Below are 19,760 nucleotides of genomic sequence, written 5' to 3'. Positions count from 1 at the left end.
TTCTTAGATTTAATTCTTTAATGTTGGTATTAGTCGATTTTGACCTACCGTTCTTACAAAATTAAGCTAAATTTGGACGATGCGGAGCTACAAAAAAAATAGAATTATTTATACCGTTTTATTGCTCGTTTGCGTGGTTGGTTTTTGGTGGTTCGAGAACTTTTATACCCCGAATACCTACTCGGAAGCTAATGGGTTGGCAAAAGAAAGTACTTTCCCTGCTACACTTCTACCCACTTCTACTACGAATGAAATAGTACATCATTCCCATTTCTCCTTATCATACAATGAACCTTTTGAGCAAGCGGAGTGGGTTGCCTATGTGTTGAAAAAAGAACACTTAACGGATGACGACCGTAAACGACCATATTTTATAGAGGACCCTTGGGTGCGTACCAAATCGGCCGATTGGAGAAATTATAAAGGTTCCGGTTATGACAGAGGCCATCTGTGCCCGGCGGGTGACCGTAGATTTTCCGAACAAGCCTATAACGAGACATTTTACACCAGCAATATCAGTCCCCAAAACAATGCTTTTAATGCCGGTGCTTGGAACAGATTGGAAATGAAAATTCGTTCTTGGGCAAAAAAATATAAAAAGCTCTATGTAATTACGGGGGGAGTCTTGGAAAGTGGTTTGGAGGAAATAGGTGAAGAAGATGTGGACGTGCCCGATTATTTCTATAAGATTGTGGCTAGGGAAACAACAAGTGATATGGAAGTCATCGGATTTTTAATGGAAAACAAGGAAAAATCAGCACCCTTAAAAAGTTTTACGGTTTCAATAGATGAAATTGAAGCACTGACAGGAATAGACTTTTTTTATCGATTGGATGTAAAGAAACAAGAGGAATTTGAAAGCAGTATCAATTTGAGGGATTGGAAATTTTAAAAACTTTCCTTTAATCTATTGGTATCCAATTTTAGGAATACGAACAATAAAATTGTAAAAAACAAAAGTCCTGAACCCCCATAACTAAAGAAAGGTAGCGGAATACCGATAGTAGGTAGTATACCGATAACCATTCCGATATTTATGAAATAGTGGATAAATAGGATGGAGATAACCCCATAGCCGTACATTCGTGCGAAATCATTTTTTTGGCGTTCCGCCAAAGAAATCAATCTTAGAAATAAAATTGAAAAAAGGATAATTACGGTTCCTGTGCCAATAAATCCCCATTCCTCTCCTAGTGTGCTGAAGATATAATCCGTTTCCTGTTCTGGTACAAAATCGCCCTTTGTACGAGTACCTTCTAAATATCCCTTACCAAAAAAACCTCCCGATTCAATAGCCTTTTCGGATTGATAGGTGTTGTAGCCAATGGTTTTTCTGATTTGTTCCAATTTGGAAGGGTCCTTTTCCAATCGCAACCATAGGCTAAAACGATCACGGTGGCGTTGCTCAAAAACTTGATTGAAAACAAAATTAACGGATAATGAAAAAAGAATGGTGACTACGGTGGTAAGAATCAGTGGGAAAATGGGAACTTTGAACGATTTTCTTTTTAGTGCAAAAAAGAGAACGATCAAGGTTGCCAATCCTATAGCCACCCATATGGTTCCAAACATCAAAGTGGTAACAAAAATGATAATCGTAGCAAACCCTATTCCAAGATAAAACAAAGGGAGACCTTCCCTGAAGATTACAAAAACAAGTGCAAAAAATACCAAGGCACTTCCAGGGTCTGGCTGCGGAATGATCAGTAGGGCTGGGATTAGAATGATGAGAAGTGCATAGAGTTGATCTTTTCTACGTTTTATATCGGTTTGTATATCGCTTAAGTATTTTGCCAATGCTAATGCCGTTGTTATTTTTGCCAGTTCGGACGGCTGAAAATTCATAAACCCTAAATTATACCAGGAAGTAGCCCCGGCAATGGTTTTCCCGAAAACAAACAGCCCTAGGAGCAAAAGCATGGATACCAAATAGAAAATGCTGGAAAAACGCTCATAGAAATTTACCTCCAAAGCCATAATGACCAAAATGGCAGTAAAACTTACCCCGATAAAAAAAAGTTGTTTTCCGTGCAAGGTTCCAAAATCGAAGATAGATTCATCTGTCCCTGTAAACGTGCTGGAGTAAATATTGGACCAACCAATAAGAACCAAGGATAAATAGAGCAGAACGGATAGCCAGTCTATACGTTTGAGAATACTTCTACCAGACATATTCGTTTATCTCAAACTCCTCGCCACTATAGGGTTTGGCGTATTCATGCTCCAAAGTCTTCTCCAACATTTTTTTCTCCAGATCTGTTCGGGTAATCTCTCCCTTTATATATTTTTCTATCATCAGGGAAGCAATATGACCGGCGAATCTGGAACCATAATATCCGTTTTCAATATACACGGCAATGGCTATTTTTGGATTGTCTACTGGTGCGAAAGCTACAAAAACGGAATGATCGGTCAGTTGCGTGCGAACACCATTGATTTTGGTAAAATTCTCGGCCGTACCTGTTTTTCCTGCAATTTCAATACCTGGTATCCGTAGCCATCTAGCAGTACCTCCAGGGCTTGTATAGACCTTGCTCATCCCTTCTATTATGGGCTCAAAATGTTTGGGGTCTATAGTTGTCTTTTTAGCTTGGGTAAATTTTGGGTTGGTTATTTCTTTTCCCTCTACTTTTTTTAGAATATGTGGTGTAAAGTAATGTCCTCTGTTGGCAATGGCAGCAGCCATATTCGCTAATTGTACAGGAGTGGCCAGCACTTCTCCCTGACCGATAGCATTTGAGATAATAAAAGAAGAACTCCATCGATTATCGCCGTACCATTTGTCATAATATTCTTTGCTAGGGATTCTTCCTTTTTGCCCATAGGGTAGATCATAGCCTAGATAATTTCCGAGACCAAAACTCTTCATATGCTTTTCCCAAACATCCATGCCTTCATCCGTGGTATCATATTTTTCAAATATTTTACGAAAGGTTGCAGCAAAATAGGCATTGCATGATTTGTAAATGCCATCTACCATACTACGTGATCCACCCCCGCAATGGCACCCTCTTTTTTTATTTCCCACATAAAAACCATTATAACACTTTACTTTTGAAGATTCATCCATAACTCCTTCTTGTAGTGCTATCAAAGCGTTCAAGGTTTTAAAGGGAGAACCTGGGGGTTGTTGTGCATGGATGGAACGGTCCCAAGTAGGGTTCGCAATGGTATCGTTATATAATTTGGTGTAATTTCTGGAACGCTTTCTCCCCACTAAAAGTGCCGGGTCATATGTTGGGCCTGAAATCATGGAAAGTATTTCCCCTGAAGACGGTTCAATAGCCACGATGCCACCTCTTTTTCCGTTCATCAAAAGCTCACCGTACTCTTGTAATGCTTTATCAATGGTAATACTAATTTGCTTTCCTTGCTCGGGGAGTGTATCCAACGCACCATTCTTATAAGGACCAATATCCCTGTTGAAACGGTCTTTCTGTATATATTGAACACCTTTTCTGCCCCTTAATAAGTCTTCATAGTAGCGTTCTACTCCAGTACGTCCTTTTAATTCGCCTTGTACATAATACTTATTTTGGGCAAGATCGCCCTCGTTTACTTCACTGATGTACCCCAATACATTTGCGGCACTTGGGGTGTCATAGTAACGTAACGAACGTTTTTGGATATAAAATCCTTGGTACTTGCGCATTTTTTCCTGTAACCGGGCATAATCTTCTTTAGAGAGTTGCGGTACCAAAACAGATGGAAGTCTTGGAGAATAGACACGTGCTTTTCGTAATTTCTCTACGAACTTTTCTTTATCAACACCTAGAAGATTACAGAATTCCAGAGTGTCCAAAGGCTTTACTTCCCGTGGGATTACCATAACATCATAAGCGGGGTCGTTCCCGACAAGAAGTTTTCCGTTTCTGTCATAAATGTAGCCCCGTTCCGGATAATCGTAAATGGCTTTAATGGCAGGGTCTTCCAATACCTGATCTGCGGAAAAACTAAAAATCTGAAGATAGGAGAGCCTGCTCAGAAATGTTATTCCGATGATAATGATGATAGACGATAAAAGAATTTTTCTCATTCTTTTCGGGTACTAAACAAGGTACTGAACAATAAACATAAAATTAAGGATGCCAGCCCAATAATCAAGGTTTTCTTAACGATTATTAAGATATTGGAAAAACTAAATATCTCTAAAGTATAGAAAACAGCGTGATGTATTATAATTAATAACGCCAAAAACGTAAATTGTTGTGCCTTGGTAGAATTGTTTAGCTTAAAACTTTGAAATTCATAGTTGACCCCGAATACGAAACGCATAATGGTAGGTCTTACATAAGCAATGGTAACGGTTGCCGCTGCATTGATGGCTAAGGTATCCGAAAAAATATCGATTAAAAGACCTAATAAAAAACTAATGGCAATGAAGCTGGTTCTATTTTCTTTGATGGGGTACCAATACAAAAACAAAACATAGACCATTGGATTTATGAAACCGAAAAAATTAAGCCTATTAAAAACAAGTACCTGCACCAGAATTAAAAGTGAAAATCTCAGGATATTTATGAAGAAAGAACTACTGATCATTGGACGTTGTTTCTGCTTCTAGGGCTAAAATTTCTTTACGGTTCAAGTTTTTAATGATATACACATTTCTAATATTGGTCATATCGTTGAACAAGGCAATATCTATGGAATAAAAGCTTCTGGATTTGTCCAAATTGAATTTAGCAATAGTACCTATGGGAATATTTTCTGGAAAAATACTACTCATGGCACCGGTAACTATAGTATCCCCAATATTTAGAGGAACCAATCTTGGAATGTCTACTAATTGTACCCTGCTATAATCTTTCGTATCCCAAATCAAAGAACCAAAATGGTTCGAATTTTTTAGTTTGGCATTGATGTTGGATTTTTCGTTCAGAATACTTTGCACCGTTGCAAAATTATTGGAGGTATTCTCTACGATTCCGAGGATGCCTTTGTCGGTAATAACACCCATATCTTGGGCAATGCTATCGTTTTTGCCTTTATTGATGGTAATGTAATTGCGCTGGTCCGCGTAGCTGTTATTTATAGCTCTTCCCTTTACGATTGTATAGGTTCGTTGTGTAGAATCTAAAACGGATTGCGCTACATCTTTTTGATTGTAAAGCTGATGTCTTAATTGTTCATTTTCCTTTAAAAGGTTTCTGTTTTCCTCTTTTAGACTGAAATAGGAAGTCACATTATCCGTGGTCTCATAAATACTGCCCGAGATAAAGTTGGCAGAGTTTAAAAACTTTGATTGATGATAGGAATGCGATTGGATGGTAAAAATCAGCGATATGAATATAAAAAAGGTGTAGAGTAGAAACAGCTTATACCGAATCAGAAAATTTATAATCTGTTGCATTCATCTCTAAATTTTCAACTACCGCTCGTAATCTTGATAGTTTCGTTTTGGTCATAAATAGTGACCTTGTTTTAACTTAAAATGAAATTATTTGATTAAAATACTCTTATACCGCTCTAGGTTTTTTAATGCTATTCCAGTACCTCTAACAACAGCTCTTAACGGGTCTTCGGCTATATAAACAGGAAGATCTGTTTTTTGGGATAGTCTTCTATCCAATCCACGTAACATGGAGCCGCCACCTGCAAGATAGATTCCGGTATTGTAGATATCGGCCGCTAGTTCCGGTGGTGTTTGCGAAAGCGTTTCCATTACGGCATCTTCCACACGTAAGATAGATTTGTCCAAAGCTTTCGCGATTTCGCGGTATGAAATCTGAACCTGTTTCGGTTTTCCAGTCAATAAATCACGTCCCTGTACGGATTTCTCGTCCGGTGGGGACTGTAAATCTTCCGTTGCGGAACCAATCTCAATCTTTATTGCTTCGGCGGTACTTTCCCCAACATATAAATTATGCTGTGTACGCATGTAATAGATAATATCGTTCGTGAAAACATCACCTGCAATTTTAACGGATTTATCACAGACAATTCCTCCTAATGCAATCACGGCTATTTCCGTTGTTCCACCTCCTATATCAACGATCATGTTCCCTTTGGGTTGCATAATATCCAAACCAATACCGATAGCCGCTGCCATAGGTTCGTGGATGAGGTAGACCTCCTTGCCATTTACTCTTTCCGCAGATTCTTTTACCGCTCTCATCTCTACTTCCGTGATTCCAGAAGGAATACAAATGACCATTCTCAACGCAGGTGGAAACCATTTTTTCTTTAAGGCAGGGATATTTTTGATGAACATATTGATCATCTTTTCGGACGCGTCAAAATCTGCTATTACCCCATCTTTTAAAGGCCTGATGGTCTTTATGTTTTCATGGGTCTTCCCTTGCATCATGTTCGCTTCTTTACCAACAGCAATGATTTTACCGGTAACGCGATCCCTGGCAACAATAGATGGACTGTCCACAACGACTTTGTCCATATGAATGATAAGCGTGTTGGCTGTACCTAAATCGATAGCTATTTCCTCGGTCAAGAAATCAAAAAACCCCATGTATAAAAGTTTGGTTAAGGATTAACGGTTGTATTTCATCGACAAAAGTAGTAAAATTAATGCTTAAAATGACGCGTTCCCGTCATCACCATAGAAATTCCATTTTCGTTGCAATAATCAATACTCAATTGATCTTTGATGGAACCTCCCGGTTGAATTACACTGGTGATTCCTGCTTTGTCCGCAATCTCCACACAATCCGGGAAAGGAAAGAACGCATCGCTTGCCATGACCGCACCGTTCAAATCAAAATTAAAGGAACCTGCCTTGTGTATGGCTTGGTTCAAAGCATCTACACGAGAGGTCTGTCCGGTGCCACTGGCGCAAAGTTGCTTGTTTTTTGCCAAAACGATGGTGTTGGATTTGGTATGCTTACATAATTTGGAAGCAAAAATCAAATCCTCTATTTCCCTGTCCGAAGGTTTTTTGTTGGTCGCATTGGATAAATCAGCAACCGTATCCGTCTTATGATCTTTCTCTTGTAATAATATTCCGTTCAAACAAGTTCTAACGGTCATTTCCGGCATGGCCACTTCATTCTGAACAAGGATGATTCTGTTCTTTTTTCCCTTCAAAATTTCCAATGCATCATCGGCATAACCCGGCGCAATGACAACTTCACAGAATAATTTATGAATTTCTTCCGCTGTAGCTTTATCTATGGCCTTATTGCTGATCAAAACACCCCCGAATGCGGAAACAGGATCTCCTGCCAAAGCATCTATATAGGCTTGGTGCAAGGTGTCCCGTTGGGCAAGACCACATGCGTTATTGTGTTTGAGAATGGCAAAGGTGGGCGCATCATCCTTGAATTCGTCCATTAAATTAACGGCAGCGTCAACATCCAAAAGATTGTTATAGGAAAGCTCTTTGCCGTGTAATTTTGAGAACATGGCATCAAAATTCCCAAAGAAAAATCCTTTTTGGTGCGGGTTTTCGCCATAGCGCAATACCTTCCCATCGGTTTCGCTTACCTTCAATGCCGCCAAATCATGGTTCTTATTGAAATAATTAAAAATAGCGGTATCGTAGTGTGAAGAAACATTGAACGATTTTGCCGCAAAGCGTTTGCGTTGCTCAAGGGTAGTGGTGCCGTTTCCTTCGGTAATTATTTTCAGAACCTCTGAATAATCTTCCATGGAAGAAACACAGAGCACATCCTTAAAGTTCTTGGCAGCTGCACGAATCAATGAAATACCGCCTATATCAATTTTTTCAATGATGCCTTGTTCGGAAGCTCCACTGGCCACTGTTTTCTCGAACGGATACAGGTCAACGATGACAATATCCAACTGTGGGATTTCAAATTCTTCCAATTGTGCCATATCGCTTTCATTGTCCTGACGGTTCAGAATCCCTCCAAATACCTTTGGGTGCAAAGTTTTTACACGGCCTCCCAAGATTGACGGGTAACTGGTTACATCCTCAACGGGAACAACATTGACCCCTAAATTCTTGATGAATTTTTCAGTTCCTCCGGTAGAGTATATGGTGATGCCCAACTCTTGAAACTTTCTGACCAAAGGTTCTAGGCCATCTTTATGGAATACGGAAATTAATGCGGACGAAGCTTTTTTTACGCTGCTCATTTTTAAGTGCTTGTGGTTAGTAATGAAGCACACAAAAATAAATTTTTTAAGGGTAGTTCTATTGGTAGGTTATCAACAATAAAGACAAAGTTTTGAACCATAGCCAACGCGTAGTGCTATATGAATTCTATGGTACATAGATTTTTGCTACTTCTGCATTTACAAATTCCAAGAAGCGTTCATCTTCTGCCGTGAAAGGGTCAGGAGTATTGGAATCAATATCAATTTGCCCAACATTTTCGCCATCAATAAAAAGGGGTACCACAATTTCTGATTTTACGTTAATGCTACAGGCAATGTAATTGTCCTGAGCCTGCACGTCCGGTACTACAAAGTTTTGATTACTCTCCGCCACTTGGCCACATATCCCTTTTCCAAAAGGAATTAGGGTATGGTCCGTGGGCGCACCTGCATAAGGTCCTAATTTTAACTCTCGTTTGTCCTCGTTCTTAAAATAAAAGCCTACCCAGTCGTAATGTGGCACTTCCTTTTTTAGCAGCTCGCAGATAGATAGCAACTTGGAATCCACATCTTTTGCTGATGCCGTAATAGCGGTTATTCTAGGAATTAGGGAATCGAACATATTTTGATGTAATTTTAAGGTAAAAGTCGATTTTTACGCGAGAACTTGCAATAACAAACGGCATAAAAATTCGTTAATACCATGATAGGATATTGGATTAAACCCTAATTTTGTGATAATGAAAGCAATACTCCATAAAATTTTCTGCTCAGCGATGGCCTTTTTGCTATTGGCGTCCACTGTTTCGTGGAAGGTAGAGAAGCATTATTGCATGGGACATTTAATGGACACTGCTTTGTTTACAGAGGCGAGTAGCTGCGGAATGGATGTTGCTATGATGGATATGGGCGAATCCAAAAAATCTTGCTGTACAGATGAGATTATCATTATTGAAGGTCAGGAAGATTTGCAATTTTCATTGAACGATATTTCTTTGGAGCAGCAACAGTTTTTGGTTGCTTTTACCTTTTCTTATTCGGGACTGTTCCAGTTGGAAACCGAACAATCCGTTCCTGAGGATACCTACCCACCACCAATATTGGTCAAGGACATTCAATTGTTGGACCAAGTCTTCTTAATTTGATTTATTCTTTTTAACCCTCTTGGGTAAGATTAGTCATGCTCTTTTTTAGGGCGATTTTTGAAATTAAAAAAGAATTTATCATGAAAAATTTATATACGGTTACAGGAATGACCTGTAGCGGATGTGCTGCATCGGTAAAGGAAAAACTTTCCAAGATAGATGGCGTGGATGCCGTTGCGGTGAATTTGGAAAAATCCGAAGCCGAAGTGGTGATGCAAAAACATATTCCTTTGGATAGGTTGAAATCGGTTTTGCCCGAAAAATATACCATTTCCAATACACTTCGTTCCGTTTCCGATACAGTAATTGATGCTCCGGCAGAGAAATCAAAACTACAACAACTAAAGCCTTTGTTGCTCATATTCCTATATCTGTTTTCAGCAGCTTTTTTGCTCAACTTTAAAGATTGGGATACAACCAGTGCCATGCTAGATTTTATGGGGCTTTTCTACATTGTTTTCAGCTTTTTTAAGCTATTGGATTTAAAAGGATTTCCAGAAAGTTTCAGGATGTACGACCCATTGGCAAAAGCTATTCCGGCCTATGGGTGGATTTATCCATTTCTGGAATTAGTTTTAGGATTGATGTTTTTAATGCGATTTGAAGTAAAAATCGCACTTATTACCACGATTATCATTTTAGGCATTACTACCATTGGGGTTGTAAAAACCCTCTTAGACAAAAGGGCGATACGTTGTGCCTGTTTGGGAACAGCCTTGAAACTTCCTATGACGGAAGCTACTTTTATAGAAAATGCCGTCATGTTGGTCATGGCCATAACCATGCTTTTTCAAGCTGTTTAAACAAACGATGATGAAAAAGTATATTTTGTTCGTATTAAGTGCCTTTTCGATTATCGTAAAAGCACAAGATAAAGTAGAGGGTATGGTAATGGAGTCCAATGCTGAAGGAAAGCACATAGGCCTTCCGGGTGCAAATGTGTATTGGATGAACTCCCAAATAGGAACTATCACCAATGAGGAAGGGCTGTTCAGTCTTCCTTTTTCCGAAGAATATAATCGGCTGATTATTAGTTATATTGGTTTCCGGTCGGATACACTACTTATTGAAAAACCCAAAATGATTCACCATTGGCTGAAACCATCAAATGAACTGGATGAAGTTGTCGTTCAAGAAAAAAGAGATGCGGTACAAAAAACGTATTTCAGTGCGCAAAATGTGATTACCGTAAATAGTGCGGAACTTTTAAAAGCGGCCTGTTGTAACCTGTCCGAAAGTTTTGAGACCAACCCGGCCATTGATGTAAATTTTTCCGATGCGCTTACTGGGACCAAACAGATTCAAATGTTGGGACTTACCAGTCCCTATTTATTGATCACCCAAGAGAATATACCCATGGTGAGAGGAGCTTCCCAGGCCTATGGGTTGACCTTTACCCCGGGCACATGGGTAGAGAGCATTCAAATCACAAAAGGTGCCGGTAGTGTGGTCAATGGTTATGAGAGTATTTCGGGCCAGATAAATACGGAGTTGGTAAAACCGCTAACGGACAATCGCTTATTCATAAATGGTTATGCCAACAGAAATGGCAGATTGGAGCTGAATACACATATCAATCATAAATTAAACGACAAATGGAGTACAGGTCTTTATATTCACGGAAACAAGCGTACCCAAAAAGAAGATAGAAATGACGATAGATTTCTGGACGCTCCTTTGGCAGACCAGATCAATGTACTTAACAGATGGCAATTTCAGAATCCGGAGACGGGTTGGGTAAGCTTTTTTAATATTCGATTTTTGGTCGATGAAAAACAAGTAGGGGAAACTGTCTTTAATGCAGATGAAGGTAGAGCCCTGAACGAAGCCGAAAATCCTGTTTTGAGCGGGGTTGAACCATGGGGAAGTGAGATAGATACCAAACGGTTTGATACATCTATTAAATTGGGATATGTTTTTCCGGAACTGCCTTTTCAAAGCTTTGGATTTCAGGCATCTTATAGTTTGCATGACCAAGATTCTTATTTCGGCTTACGCAATTATGAAATAAATCATGAAAGTTTATATTCCAATCTATTGTTCAATTCCATTATTGGAGATACGCGAAATAAATTTAAAACTGGTATCACTTTCGCTTATGATGGGTATGATGAATTGGTAGATACACAAAACTTTCAAAGAGACGACGTTTCAGCTGGGGCCTTTTTTGAGTATAGCTATGAGAACTTGGAGAAATTGAGCTTAACGGCAGGGCTTCGAGTTGATACCCATAATCGCCTCGGTACTTTTATTACACCAAGACTACATGTGCGTTATACGCCTTGGGAAAGAGGAAGTTTACGGGGTTCTTTGGGTAGGGGAAGAAGAGCGGCCAATATTTTTGCCGAAAATCAACAGTTTTTCGCCTCTGCCCGTCAGGTACAGCTATTGGACAGTGGAGGGAGTATTTATGGGCTTAATGCCGAGGATGCTTGGAACTACGGTATAAGTTTTTTACAAGGGTTCACTTTTTTGAACAGGCCGGGGAATGTTACTCTGGATTTTTATAGAACGGATTTCAGGAATCAGATTGTGGTAGATTGGGAAAATCCAAGGGCCATATCTTTTTATAATTTGGATGGAGAAAGTTATGCCAATAGTTTTCAGCTCGAAGTAAATCATGAAGTCCTTAAAAATTTGGAACTGCGTACGGCATACAAATATTATGATGTGAGTACGGATTATCGTTCGGGAAGGTTACAGAAACCATTACAAGCACAGCATCGGTTTTTTGTAAACTTGGGATATGAAACCGAAGTGACCGAAAAAGGTTCGCAATGGCGATTTGATTATACGCTGCATACGCTTGGGAAACAGCGTTTGCCGAATACTAACGAAAATCCACCTGAATTTAGGTTAGGAGATTTTGCTAAAGGGTATAGTTTAATGAATGCGCAAGTAACCAAAATCTTCTCCAATGCTTTTGAATTGTATGTGGGAGGGGAAAATTTATCTAATTTTAGACAACCTAATCCAGTGCTGGGTTCTGAAAACCCCTTTGGTCCAAATTTTGATACCAGTATTGTGTATGCCCCAATTATGGGGCGTATGTTTTATGTTGGGTTTCGGTATAAGCTATAACAAAACGCCTATTTTAAAGTAAATGAAAAGGTTCCAATCAAATTTTATATTGGCACTTAAAAAACTAAAGTAAAAACTATTGAAACGAAAAAAGTTATGAGAAAAATAGTGACAATAATTGCAATGGCAGTATTCACCACCGTGACATTTGCACAGGAGAAAAATAAAAAATTAACCATGGAGGTCGATGGGAAGTGCGAGATGTGTAAAAACCGTATAGAAAAGGCAGCTTTAAGCGTAAAAGGAGTGAAGTATGCTTTATGGGATATTCCATCACACGAGTTATTGCTTATCATTGATGAACGTAAAACGGACCCGATGAAAGTGAAAACGGCTTTAGTGGCGGCAGGTCATGACACTAAAGAACTGAAAGCTACAAAAGAAGCCTATGATAGTGTGCATCCTTGTTGTAAATACCGTGAGGATAATACGGATGATAGTGAAAAACATCAAGATTGATATGTTTGAAAGCCAAAAACAAAAAAACCGCACTTGAATTTCAAGTGCGGTTTTTTTAATATTTAATGATTGGAACAAGCTTAAAAACTTGCCCGTCCGTGCTATGGACTACATCATGCCAGGCATTCCGCCACCGCCGCCCATTGGAGGCATAGCAGGAGCATCTTCCTTAATGTCGGTCAAAGCACATTCTGTAGTAAGAATCATCCCCGAAACAGAAGCAGCATTTTCAAGGGCTACTCTCGTTACTTTTTTAGGATCAATGATTCCGGCCTTCATCATTTCAACATATTTTTCTGATTTAGCGTCATAACCGTAATCCCCTTTTCCTTCTAGGATTTTTGCAACTACTACGGAACCTTCTCCACCAGCATTCTCAACAATAGTTCTGATAGGTGCCTCAATAGCCCTAGCAACTATTTGTAAACCTGTAGCTTCGTCTTCGTTTTCCGTGCTAACCTTTGAAAGAACAGTTTTGGCTCTAACTAGGGCAACACCTCCACCGGCTACGATACCTTCTTCAACGGCAGCTCTGGTGGCATGAAGGGCATCATCAACACGATCTTTTTTCTCTTTCATTTCTACTTCGGAAGCAGCACCTACATAAAGAACGGCAACACCGCCGGCCAATTTGGCCAAACGCTCTTGAAGTTTTTCTTTATCGTAGTCAGAGGTAGTAGTCTCTATTTGAGATTTAATCTGGTTTACCCTGGTCTTAATATCTTTCGCAACACCGCCACCATTTACGATAGTTGTGTTGTCTTTATCAATTTGTACTTTTTCGCAAGTACCCAACATGTCAATAGTAGTGTTGTCCAAGGAGAATCCTCTTTCTTCGGAAATAACGGTTCCTTTTGTAAGAATGGCGATATCCTCTAGCATTGCTTTTCTACGGTCACCAAACCCAGGAGCTTTTACAGCAGCAATTTTAAGTGATCCTCTTAATTTGTTTACTACCAAAGTAGCCAATGCTTCCCCATCAACATCCTCGGCAATAATCAAAAGTGGCTTTCCTGATTGTGCTACAGGCTCCAGTACGGGAAGCAAATCTTTCATTGCAGATATTTTCTTATCGAACAAAAGAATATATGGGTTTTCCAGTTCTGTAACCATCTTTTCGGAATCGGTCACGAAGTAAGGAGAAAGGTATCCTCTGTCAAACTGCATTCCTTCTACAACATCTACATACGTATCTGTACCTTTTGCTTCCTCAACGGTAATAACACCCTCCTTGCCCACTTTTCCAAAAGCTTGTGCAATCAAGTCACCGATAGTATCATCATTATTCGCCGATATTGAAGCGACCTGCTTGATTTTCTCAGAAGAGTCACCTACTTTTTTGGATTGTTTTGCCAGATTTTCAACAATTGCCTCAACGGCCTTGTCTATACCTCTTTTTAAATCCATCGGATTTGCGCCAGCGGCAACGTTTTTTAATCCCTCTTTAACGATAGATTGTGCCAATACGGTGGCCGTAGTGGTACCATCACCTGCTAAATCATTTGTTTTGGAAGCAACTTCCTTAACCATCTGTGCGCCCATATTTTCAAGAGCGTTCTCTAGTTCAATCTCCTTTGCAACGGTAACACCATCTTTGGTTACTTGGGGAGCACCAAAAGATTTGCTGATGATTACGTTTCTTCCTTTAGGTCCTAACGTTACTTTTACTGCATTAGCCAATGCATCAACACCTCTTTTGAGGCCATCTCTTGCATCGATATCAAATTTTATGTCTTTTGCCATTTTAATTTTAATTTTTAGCCAATAATTTTTGGCTGCTTATTCATTAATTAGTGTGATGGGCCACAAGTGTGGCTTAAATAATTTAGATGATTGCCAAGATGTCACTTTCGCGCATCATCAAATAATCCGTGCCTTCTAGCTTAAGCTCCGTTCCGGCATATTTACCATATAGCACCGTATCATTGACTTTTACTGTTACAGCCTCGTCCTTTGTGCCAGGTCCAACAGCGACTACTTTTCCTTTTTGTGGTTTTTCTTTTGCAGTGTCCGGAATGTAAATTCCAGAAGCGGTTTTAGTTTCTGCTGCCATAGGCTCTATAAGAACTCTATCTGCCAATGGTTTAATGTTAACTTTAGCCATAGTATTTAAATTTTAATATTGATTTTTTAGTTTCAAGCTTATATTTGGCAGAAATTATGCCATTGCACAAAAACTGACATATTGTAAACTAAAAATGCCAGCTTATGACAAGCTGGCATTTTTATGTATAATTGGTTTCAATCTAGTTTAAACTATCTAAGGGAGTACTTTCCGTGTTTGCTGGAGGGGTAACTTCCTCGGGGAGTGCTTCCGGAACCGTATCTTCAATATCATCGCCCTGTAATAATTTTGAATCCACCTCACCAAAATTACCTTTTAAGGCTATGTTGGACGCCAAGATGAGCAGTACCAAAAGACCTGCCAGAGTCCAAGTACTCTTATCCAAAAAATCCCCTGTTTTCTTAACACCACCAACAACTTGATTTCCACCGCCACCAAAAGAAGAAGATAATCCACCGCCTTTAGGGTTTTGCACCATGATTACCAATACGAGTAAAAAACAAACGATGATAATCAGTACAAGGAATATTGAAAACGTACTCATTTTATTTACTTATTTTCTTGTTGAATTTTTTCTACCGATTTTATTCGGTCTGCAAAGAAACTACTTTTTTCCGGATATTTCAAACTTAATATTTTGTACGCCTGTATGGCTTTTTTATACTTTTTCTGTTCTAAATATACTCTTGCCAAAGTCGCGGTCATGAGCTCGTTTTTGTCCAATTTTGAAGAGGTGGAAACATCGATAGTAGTTGCATTATTTTTTTGAGGAACAATCTTTGGATTTTCTGAAATAAACTTATCGATACGTTCAAACTTTTTCTTTTGTGCCGATTTATTTTCAACAACCGATAACTCCTCATTTGTACTTTCAGCTACAGTTCTTTCTTTTGATTTTTCAGAACTACGTTCAATAGGTTTTTGGGAAGTTAGTTGAAGCCATTCCGTAAAGGAGTATTTTTCTTTTTTGTCAAAGGATAGCGGTTTTCCCAGTTCTAACTTTTCTTCCTCTTTTTGTTTGAAGAGTTCCGGATCAAGAATTTGTTCCGCATCCTTGGTATCCTGCGGAAGTGGTTTGTCCTCGGATTCTTCAATCAAGGGTTTTTCCGGTTCGGGAACTTTAATTTCTTTTAAATCTTGGGGAGGTTTCAGGGTTGATGGAACGTTGTAGTTCAAAAAATCCTTTGAGGTGATAAAACCAAAAAGCACCTCCCTATCGGTAGTGAAAGCCGCTGTGGTCTTTAATGCTTTGTTATACTTATAGCTGTTGAGGTTTTTTAATCCTTTTAAATGCAATGCACGAGCTGCCTGAAAATAGGGGTATTCTTCCAATATATCTTCCAACTGTTTTGTTTGCAAAGGGTCTACGACCTTGTCCGGATGTTGTAGGAGATATGTAAAGTCGGTCACTTTCATTTTAATATCAAGCAAGCAAAAAAAGAGTGAAAATATTAGTCGCTTATTTCGTCAGGTTTAAATATTTCTTCTAAGATATATTTCGTATTTCTAATCTTTTAATTTGTACTTCTTTTACCAATCGGCTAAAGAAGCATTGAAAATATCTTGTGTTATCCGTTCAAAAATGACTTCATGTGCTTCGCTTTTTATGGCGGATAACTGCACATTGTCGTCATAATCAAAGAAAAATGAGAAACTTTGGTCAAAATCTGCATCTTCCTTGGTTCTATTATAGAATCTACATTTCACTCTAATGGATAATCTATTCTGGGCCGCAGTTTGTTGTGCGGTGGCCGACATGGGCGAGATACGATATTCCGTAATCTCTCCTTCATATAATAGGTCTGCATTGCCGTTATTGACCAAATCCAAACTGGTTTGATTTAAAATTCGATCCTGTAACGCCAATGTAAAATCCCTATCCATACCCGGTTCAAAAGTAGACCCTGGGCTTTGTGTAGCATAGTTCTGAAAATAATTGACTTGAAAGGTGGTTGCCGTACCTACGTTTCCACCTGTAAAATTATATACGCCGCAGCCATTGAACATTAGGATGGGCAACAAAAAAATCAATATTTTTTTTAAGGTATTCAAAGCCGTTCTTCTTTATTTCAATTGGGTAAATTATAAGTCGTATTGTTTTATTTTACGGTATAAGGTGCGTTCTGAAATCCCTAATTCCGCTGCAGCGGCTTTTCTTTTTCCTCTGTTACGTTCCAAGGATTTTTTTATCAGTTCTATTTCCTTTTCCTGTAAAGATAGGGTTTCCTCTTCCTGTATTTCTTCCGCAAAATGATATTTGTCCTCTTGCACCGCAGCACCGGCATAAGATTTTTCCAAAGCAGGTTCCGGAAGTTGCAGTACTTCCAAGGACGAAGCTTCCTGCGTTTCTATCTCCTCGTCCTCATCCCCATAAATTTTGCGGATAAGATTTTCGTTTTCCTCCTGGACTTTTTGGGAATCATTGTTCTTTAAAAGCTCCATGGTCAACTTTTTAAGGTCGTTTAAATCGCCCTTCATGTCAAAAAGTACCTTATAGAGAATTTCCCGTTCATTGCTAAAGTCGCTCTCCGCTTTGGTCTGATTTACCACAGCGGGAAGGTTACTGCTGGAATTACTGGGCAAATAGCCATTTAAGGTCATGGCGGAAATAATGCGTGTTTCTTCCAAGACAGAAATTTGTTCGGCGATGTTCCGAAGTTGGCGGATATTTCCGGGCCATCTATATTTCAATAACACCTGTACCGCGTTATCATCCAAACGAATGGTGGGCATTTTGTATTTCTGACCAAAATCCGATGCAAATTTTCGGAACAGCAGATGAATATCGTTCTGTCGTTCCCGCAATGGTGGAATGTTGATTTCTACCGTACTCAAACGATAGTATAGATCTTCCCTGAACTTTTCTTTTTTAATCGCCTCGAACATATTTACATTGGTGGCCGCAACGATTCTAACGTCCGTTTTTTGAACTTGTGAGGAACCTACTTTCAAAAACTCTCCATTCTCCAAAACACGTAAAAGCCGTACTTGGGTGGTCAGCGGCAATTCACCTACTTCGTCCAAAAAGATGGTACCCCCATCGGCTACCTCAAAATAACCGCTCCGGGTCTGGGTGGCTCCGGTAAAAGCTCCCTTTTCATGCCCAAAAAGTTCACTGTCTATCGTGCCTTCCGGAATGGCGCCACAATTTACTGCAATGTATTTTGCATGTTTTCTGTGCGACAGGGAATGTATGATTTTAGGAATGGATTCTTTCCCTACGCCGCTCTCCCCGGTAACCAAGACCGAAATATCGGTTGGTGCTACCTGTATGGCCTTTTCCAGCGCCCTATTGAGTTTGGGGTCTTGGCCAATAATCTCAAAACGTTGTTTTATACTTTGTACGCTTTCCATAGGCCCCCTAGCCCCCCAAGGGGGAGTTTAATCTTCTGTATGCTCCAGAATAGTTGAACAAATTATTTTTCATTTTTTCTATTATTTTTCCTCGATTGAAACCTAAGTTTCTACTTTTTGACTATGGGGCTATACCCACTGCTTCTCCGATGAGTGTTGCAGAAGTACAATCTTTTATTCTTACGTTGACAAAATCGCCCACTTTATAATTCTCTTTTGGAAAAACGACTACCGTATTTTGAGCGTTTCTTCCCATCCATTGCGCTTCGGATTTTTTCGATGTTTTCTCAATGAGTACTTCCTGTATTTTTCCTAGATGCCTTTCCGTACGGATTTTACAGTGTTCCCGCTGCAGTGCAACGATTTCGGACAGCCTTCTTTGTTTGGTTTCTTCAGGCACATCGTCTTTCAACTTTCGCTCCGCCATGGTTCCGGGCCGTTCGGAGTATAAGTACATATAGCCAAAATCATATACGACGCGTTCCAAGGCCGCTAAAGTGGCTTTATGGTCTTCTTCCGTTTCTGTGGGAAAACCGGCAATCATGTCTTGGGAGATGGAACAATCAGGAAGGATTTCCCGAATATTATCTATCAATTCAAAATATTCTTCGATTGTGTGCAGACGGTTCATTTCTTTAAGAATACGATTGCTTCCACTTTGTACGGGCAGGTGAATATGATTGCAGATATTGTCGTGTTTCGCCATCGTTCTAATGACATCCAAGGTCATATCTTGCGGGTTGGAAGTTGAAAACCGAATTCGCATTTTAGGTTGTGCCACGGCAACCATTTCCAATAATTGTGAAAAACCAACGGCAGTCGCTTTTTGCATTTCGGTAGCCTTGACAAAATCCTTCTTTAATCCACCGCCATACCATAAATAGCTATCCACATTTTGTCCAAGGAGTGTAATCTCCTTAAACCCTTTGCTCCAAAGTTCATTAACTTCGGCTAAAATGGATTGTGGGTCCCTACTGCGCTCCCTGCCTCTTGTAAAAGGCACTACGCAGAAAGTGCACATGTTGTCACAGCCTCGCGTGATTGAAACAAAAGCGGTTATCCCGTTTGTATTTAAGCGAACAGGGGAAATATCACCATAGGTCTCTTCCTTGGAGAGGATTACATTTACCGCGTCCCTTCCCTGGTCTACCTCCTGAATTAGGTTGGGCAAATCTTTGTAGGCGTCCGGCCCTACGACCATGTCCACAATTTTTTCCTCTTCCAACAATTTGCTTTTAAGCCGTTCTGCCATGCAGCCGAGCACACCCACTTTCATATGGGGCCTGTCTTTTTTCACGGCATTGAACTTTTCCAAACGCTTGCGCACGGTCAATTCCGCTTTTTCACGGATAGAACAGGTGTTCACCAAAACCAGATCAGCCTCTGCCAAATTTTGAGTGGTATTAAAACCTTCATTGGCTAAAATGGACGCTACGATCTCACTATCTGAAAAATTCATGGCGCAACCGTAACTCTCTATATAAAGATTGCGTTTATTTTTTGTAGTGTTTTCTAGCTGTAAAGCGGTCCCTTGAATTTTTTTGTCAATTGTTTTTTCCATGAGCATCCTCCATCACCCAATAAAATAATGGGCTACAAAGATAGTATTATATTCAAAATCGTGACAAGTTGGCAGT

Annotated in this window: 19 protein-coding genes; 5 read left to right on the top strand and 14 right to left on the bottom strand. The window is 39.6% G+C overall.

The annotated features are described in order from the left end of the window. Window positions 1–79 precede the first annotated feature (79 nt). Window positions 80–892 (top strand): DNA/RNA non-specific endonuclease, encoded by an 813-nt coding sequence (locus tag ACKWBX_RS12155; RefSeq protein WP_413968972.1) that lies wholly within the window; start codon window positions 80–82, stop codon window positions 890–892. Here ACKWBX_RS12155 and rodA read toward each other — a convergent pair. The 7 genes from rodA to ACKWBX_RS12120 form a co-directional block, all read right to left on the bottom strand. Then, on the bottom strand, window positions 889–2,172 hold the full coding sequence (rodA, locus tag ACKWBX_RS12150) for a rod shape-determining protein RodA (RefSeq protein ID WP_413968971.1): 1,284 nt from the start codon (window positions 2,170–2,172) through the stop codon (window positions 889–891). The genes ACKWBX_RS12155 and rodA overlap by 4 nt on opposite strands. After that, the gene (mrdA, locus tag ACKWBX_RS12145; RefSeq protein ID WP_413968970.1) at window positions 2,162–4,036 is read right to left on the bottom strand and encodes a penicillin-binding protein 2; all 1,875 of its coding nucleotides are present in this window, start codon (window positions 4,034–4,036) and stop codon (window positions 2,162–2,164) included. The genes rodA and mrdA overlap by 11 nt, the downstream gene beginning before the upstream one ends. Beyond that, window positions 4,033–4,542, bottom strand: a complete 510-nt coding sequence (locus tag ACKWBX_RS12140; RefSeq protein WP_413968969.1) for a rod shape-determining protein MreD — start codon at window positions 4,540–4,542, stop codon at window positions 4,033–4,035. The genes mrdA and ACKWBX_RS12140 overlap by 4 nt, the downstream gene beginning before the upstream one ends. Continuing rightward, window positions 4,532–5,353 carry a rod shape-determining protein MreC gene (gene mreC, locus ACKWBX_RS12135; protein ID WP_413968968.1) on the bottom strand — a complete coding sequence of 274 codons (822 nt, stop codon included), beginning with the start codon at window positions 5,351–5,353 and terminating at the stop codon, window positions 4,532–4,534. Before mreC ends, ACKWBX_RS12140 begins: the two co-directional genes overlap by 11 nt. 87 nt (window positions 5,354–5,440) lie before the next feature. Then, the gene (locus ACKWBX_RS12130) at window positions 5,441–6,469 is read right to left on the bottom strand and encodes a rod shape-determining protein (protein WP_413968967.1); all 1,029 of its coding nucleotides are present in this window, start codon (window positions 6,467–6,469) and stop codon (window positions 5,441–5,443) included. 56 nt (window positions 6,470–6,525) lie between these two features. Next, entirely contained in the window at window positions 6,526–8,058 is a 1,533-nt protein-coding gene (purH, locus tag ACKWBX_RS12125) for a bifunctional phosphoribosylaminoimidazolecarboxamide formyltransferase/IMP cyclohydrolase (RefSeq protein ID WP_413968966.1), read from the bottom strand. A 127-nt stretch (window positions 8,059–8,185) separates the two neighbouring features. Then, a complete protein-coding gene (locus tag ACKWBX_RS12120; protein WP_413968965.1) occupies window positions 8,186–8,641 on the bottom strand; it encodes a GAF domain-containing protein in 456 nt (151 codons plus the stop codon). Between the two features lie 118 nt (window positions 8,642–8,759). On the opposite strand from ACKWBX_RS12120, the gene ACKWBX_RS12115 reads away from it, so the two are divergent. The 4 genes from ACKWBX_RS12115 (at window position 8,760) to ACKWBX_RS12100 (ending at window position 12,704) form a co-directional block, all read left to right on the top strand. Then, a complete protein-coding gene (locus ACKWBX_RS12115) occupies window positions 8,760–9,164 on the top strand; it encodes an HYC_CC_PP family protein (protein WP_413968964.1) in 405 nt (134 codons plus the stop codon). Window positions 9,165–9,244: 80 nt separating this feature from the next. Continuing rightward, window positions 9,245–9,967, top strand: coding sequence for a heavy-metal-associated domain-containing protein (locus ACKWBX_RS12110; RefSeq protein WP_413968963.1), 723 nt, complete (start codon window positions 9,245–9,247; stop codon window positions 9,965–9,967). A gap of 10 nt (window positions 9,968–9,977) precedes the next feature. Next, window positions 9,978–12,245, top strand: a complete 2,268-nt coding sequence (locus ACKWBX_RS12105; RefSeq protein WP_413968962.1) for a TonB-dependent receptor plug domain-containing protein — start codon at window positions 9,978–9,980, stop codon at window positions 12,243–12,245. Window positions 12,246–12,341: 96 nt separating this feature from the next. After that, entirely contained in the window at window positions 12,342–12,704 is a 363-nt protein-coding gene (locus tag ACKWBX_RS12100) for a heavy-metal-associated domain-containing protein (protein ID WP_413968961.1), read from the top strand. Between the two features lie 108 nt (window positions 12,705–12,812). Here the strand turns inward: ACKWBX_RS12100 and groL are convergent, their stop codons facing one another. The 7 genes from groL to miaB form a co-directional block, all read right to left on the bottom strand. Then, on the bottom strand, window positions 12,813–14,447 hold the full coding sequence (gene groL, locus ACKWBX_RS12095) for a chaperonin GroEL (protein ID WP_413968960.1): 1,635 nt from the start codon (window positions 14,445–14,447) through the stop codon (window positions 12,813–12,815). An 82-nt stretch (window positions 14,448–14,529) separates the two neighbouring features. Further along, window positions 14,530–14,808, bottom strand: coding sequence for a co-chaperone GroES (locus ACKWBX_RS12090; RefSeq protein WP_413968959.1), 279 nt, complete (start codon window positions 14,806–14,808; stop codon window positions 14,530–14,532). A 142-nt stretch (window positions 14,809–14,950) separates the two neighbouring features. Then, complete coding sequence (gene secG, locus ACKWBX_RS12085; RefSeq protein ID WP_413968958.1) at window positions 14,951–15,313, bottom strand: preprotein translocase subunit SecG; 363 nt, start codon at window positions 15,311–15,313, stop codon at window positions 14,951–14,953. Window positions 15,314–15,318: 5 nt separating this feature from the next. Continuing rightward, window positions 15,319–16,185 (bottom strand): hypothetical protein, encoded by an 867-nt coding sequence (locus tag ACKWBX_RS12080; protein WP_413968957.1) that lies wholly within the window; start codon window positions 16,183–16,185, stop codon window positions 15,319–15,321. A 114-nt stretch (window positions 16,186–16,299) separates the two neighbouring features. Then, complete coding sequence (locus ACKWBX_RS12075) at window positions 16,300–16,776, bottom strand: LptE family protein (protein ID WP_413969439.1); 477 nt, start codon at window positions 16,774–16,776, stop codon at window positions 16,300–16,302. A 75-nt stretch (window positions 16,777–16,851) separates the two neighbouring features. After that, window positions 16,852–18,123 carry a sigma-54 interaction domain-containing protein gene (locus ACKWBX_RS12070; RefSeq protein ID WP_413968956.1) on the bottom strand — a complete coding sequence of 424 codons (1,272 nt, stop codon included), beginning with the start codon at window positions 18,121–18,123 and terminating at the stop codon, window positions 16,852–16,854. 121 nt (window positions 18,124–18,244) lie between these two features. Further along, complete coding sequence (gene miaB, locus ACKWBX_RS12065) at window positions 18,245–19,684, bottom strand: tRNA (N6-isopentenyl adenosine(37)-C2)-methylthiotransferase MiaB (protein WP_413968955.1); 1,440 nt, start codon at window positions 19,682–19,684, stop codon at window positions 18,245–18,247. Between the last annotated feature and the right edge of the window lie 76 nt (window positions 19,685–19,760).

It is taken from the genome of Maribacter algae, assembly GCF_047345745.1.
Lineage (GTDB): Bacteria > Bacteroidota > Bacteroidia > Flavobacteriales > Flavobacteriaceae > Maribacter.
This window is presented reverse-complemented; position numbering and strand designations above follow the sequence as displayed.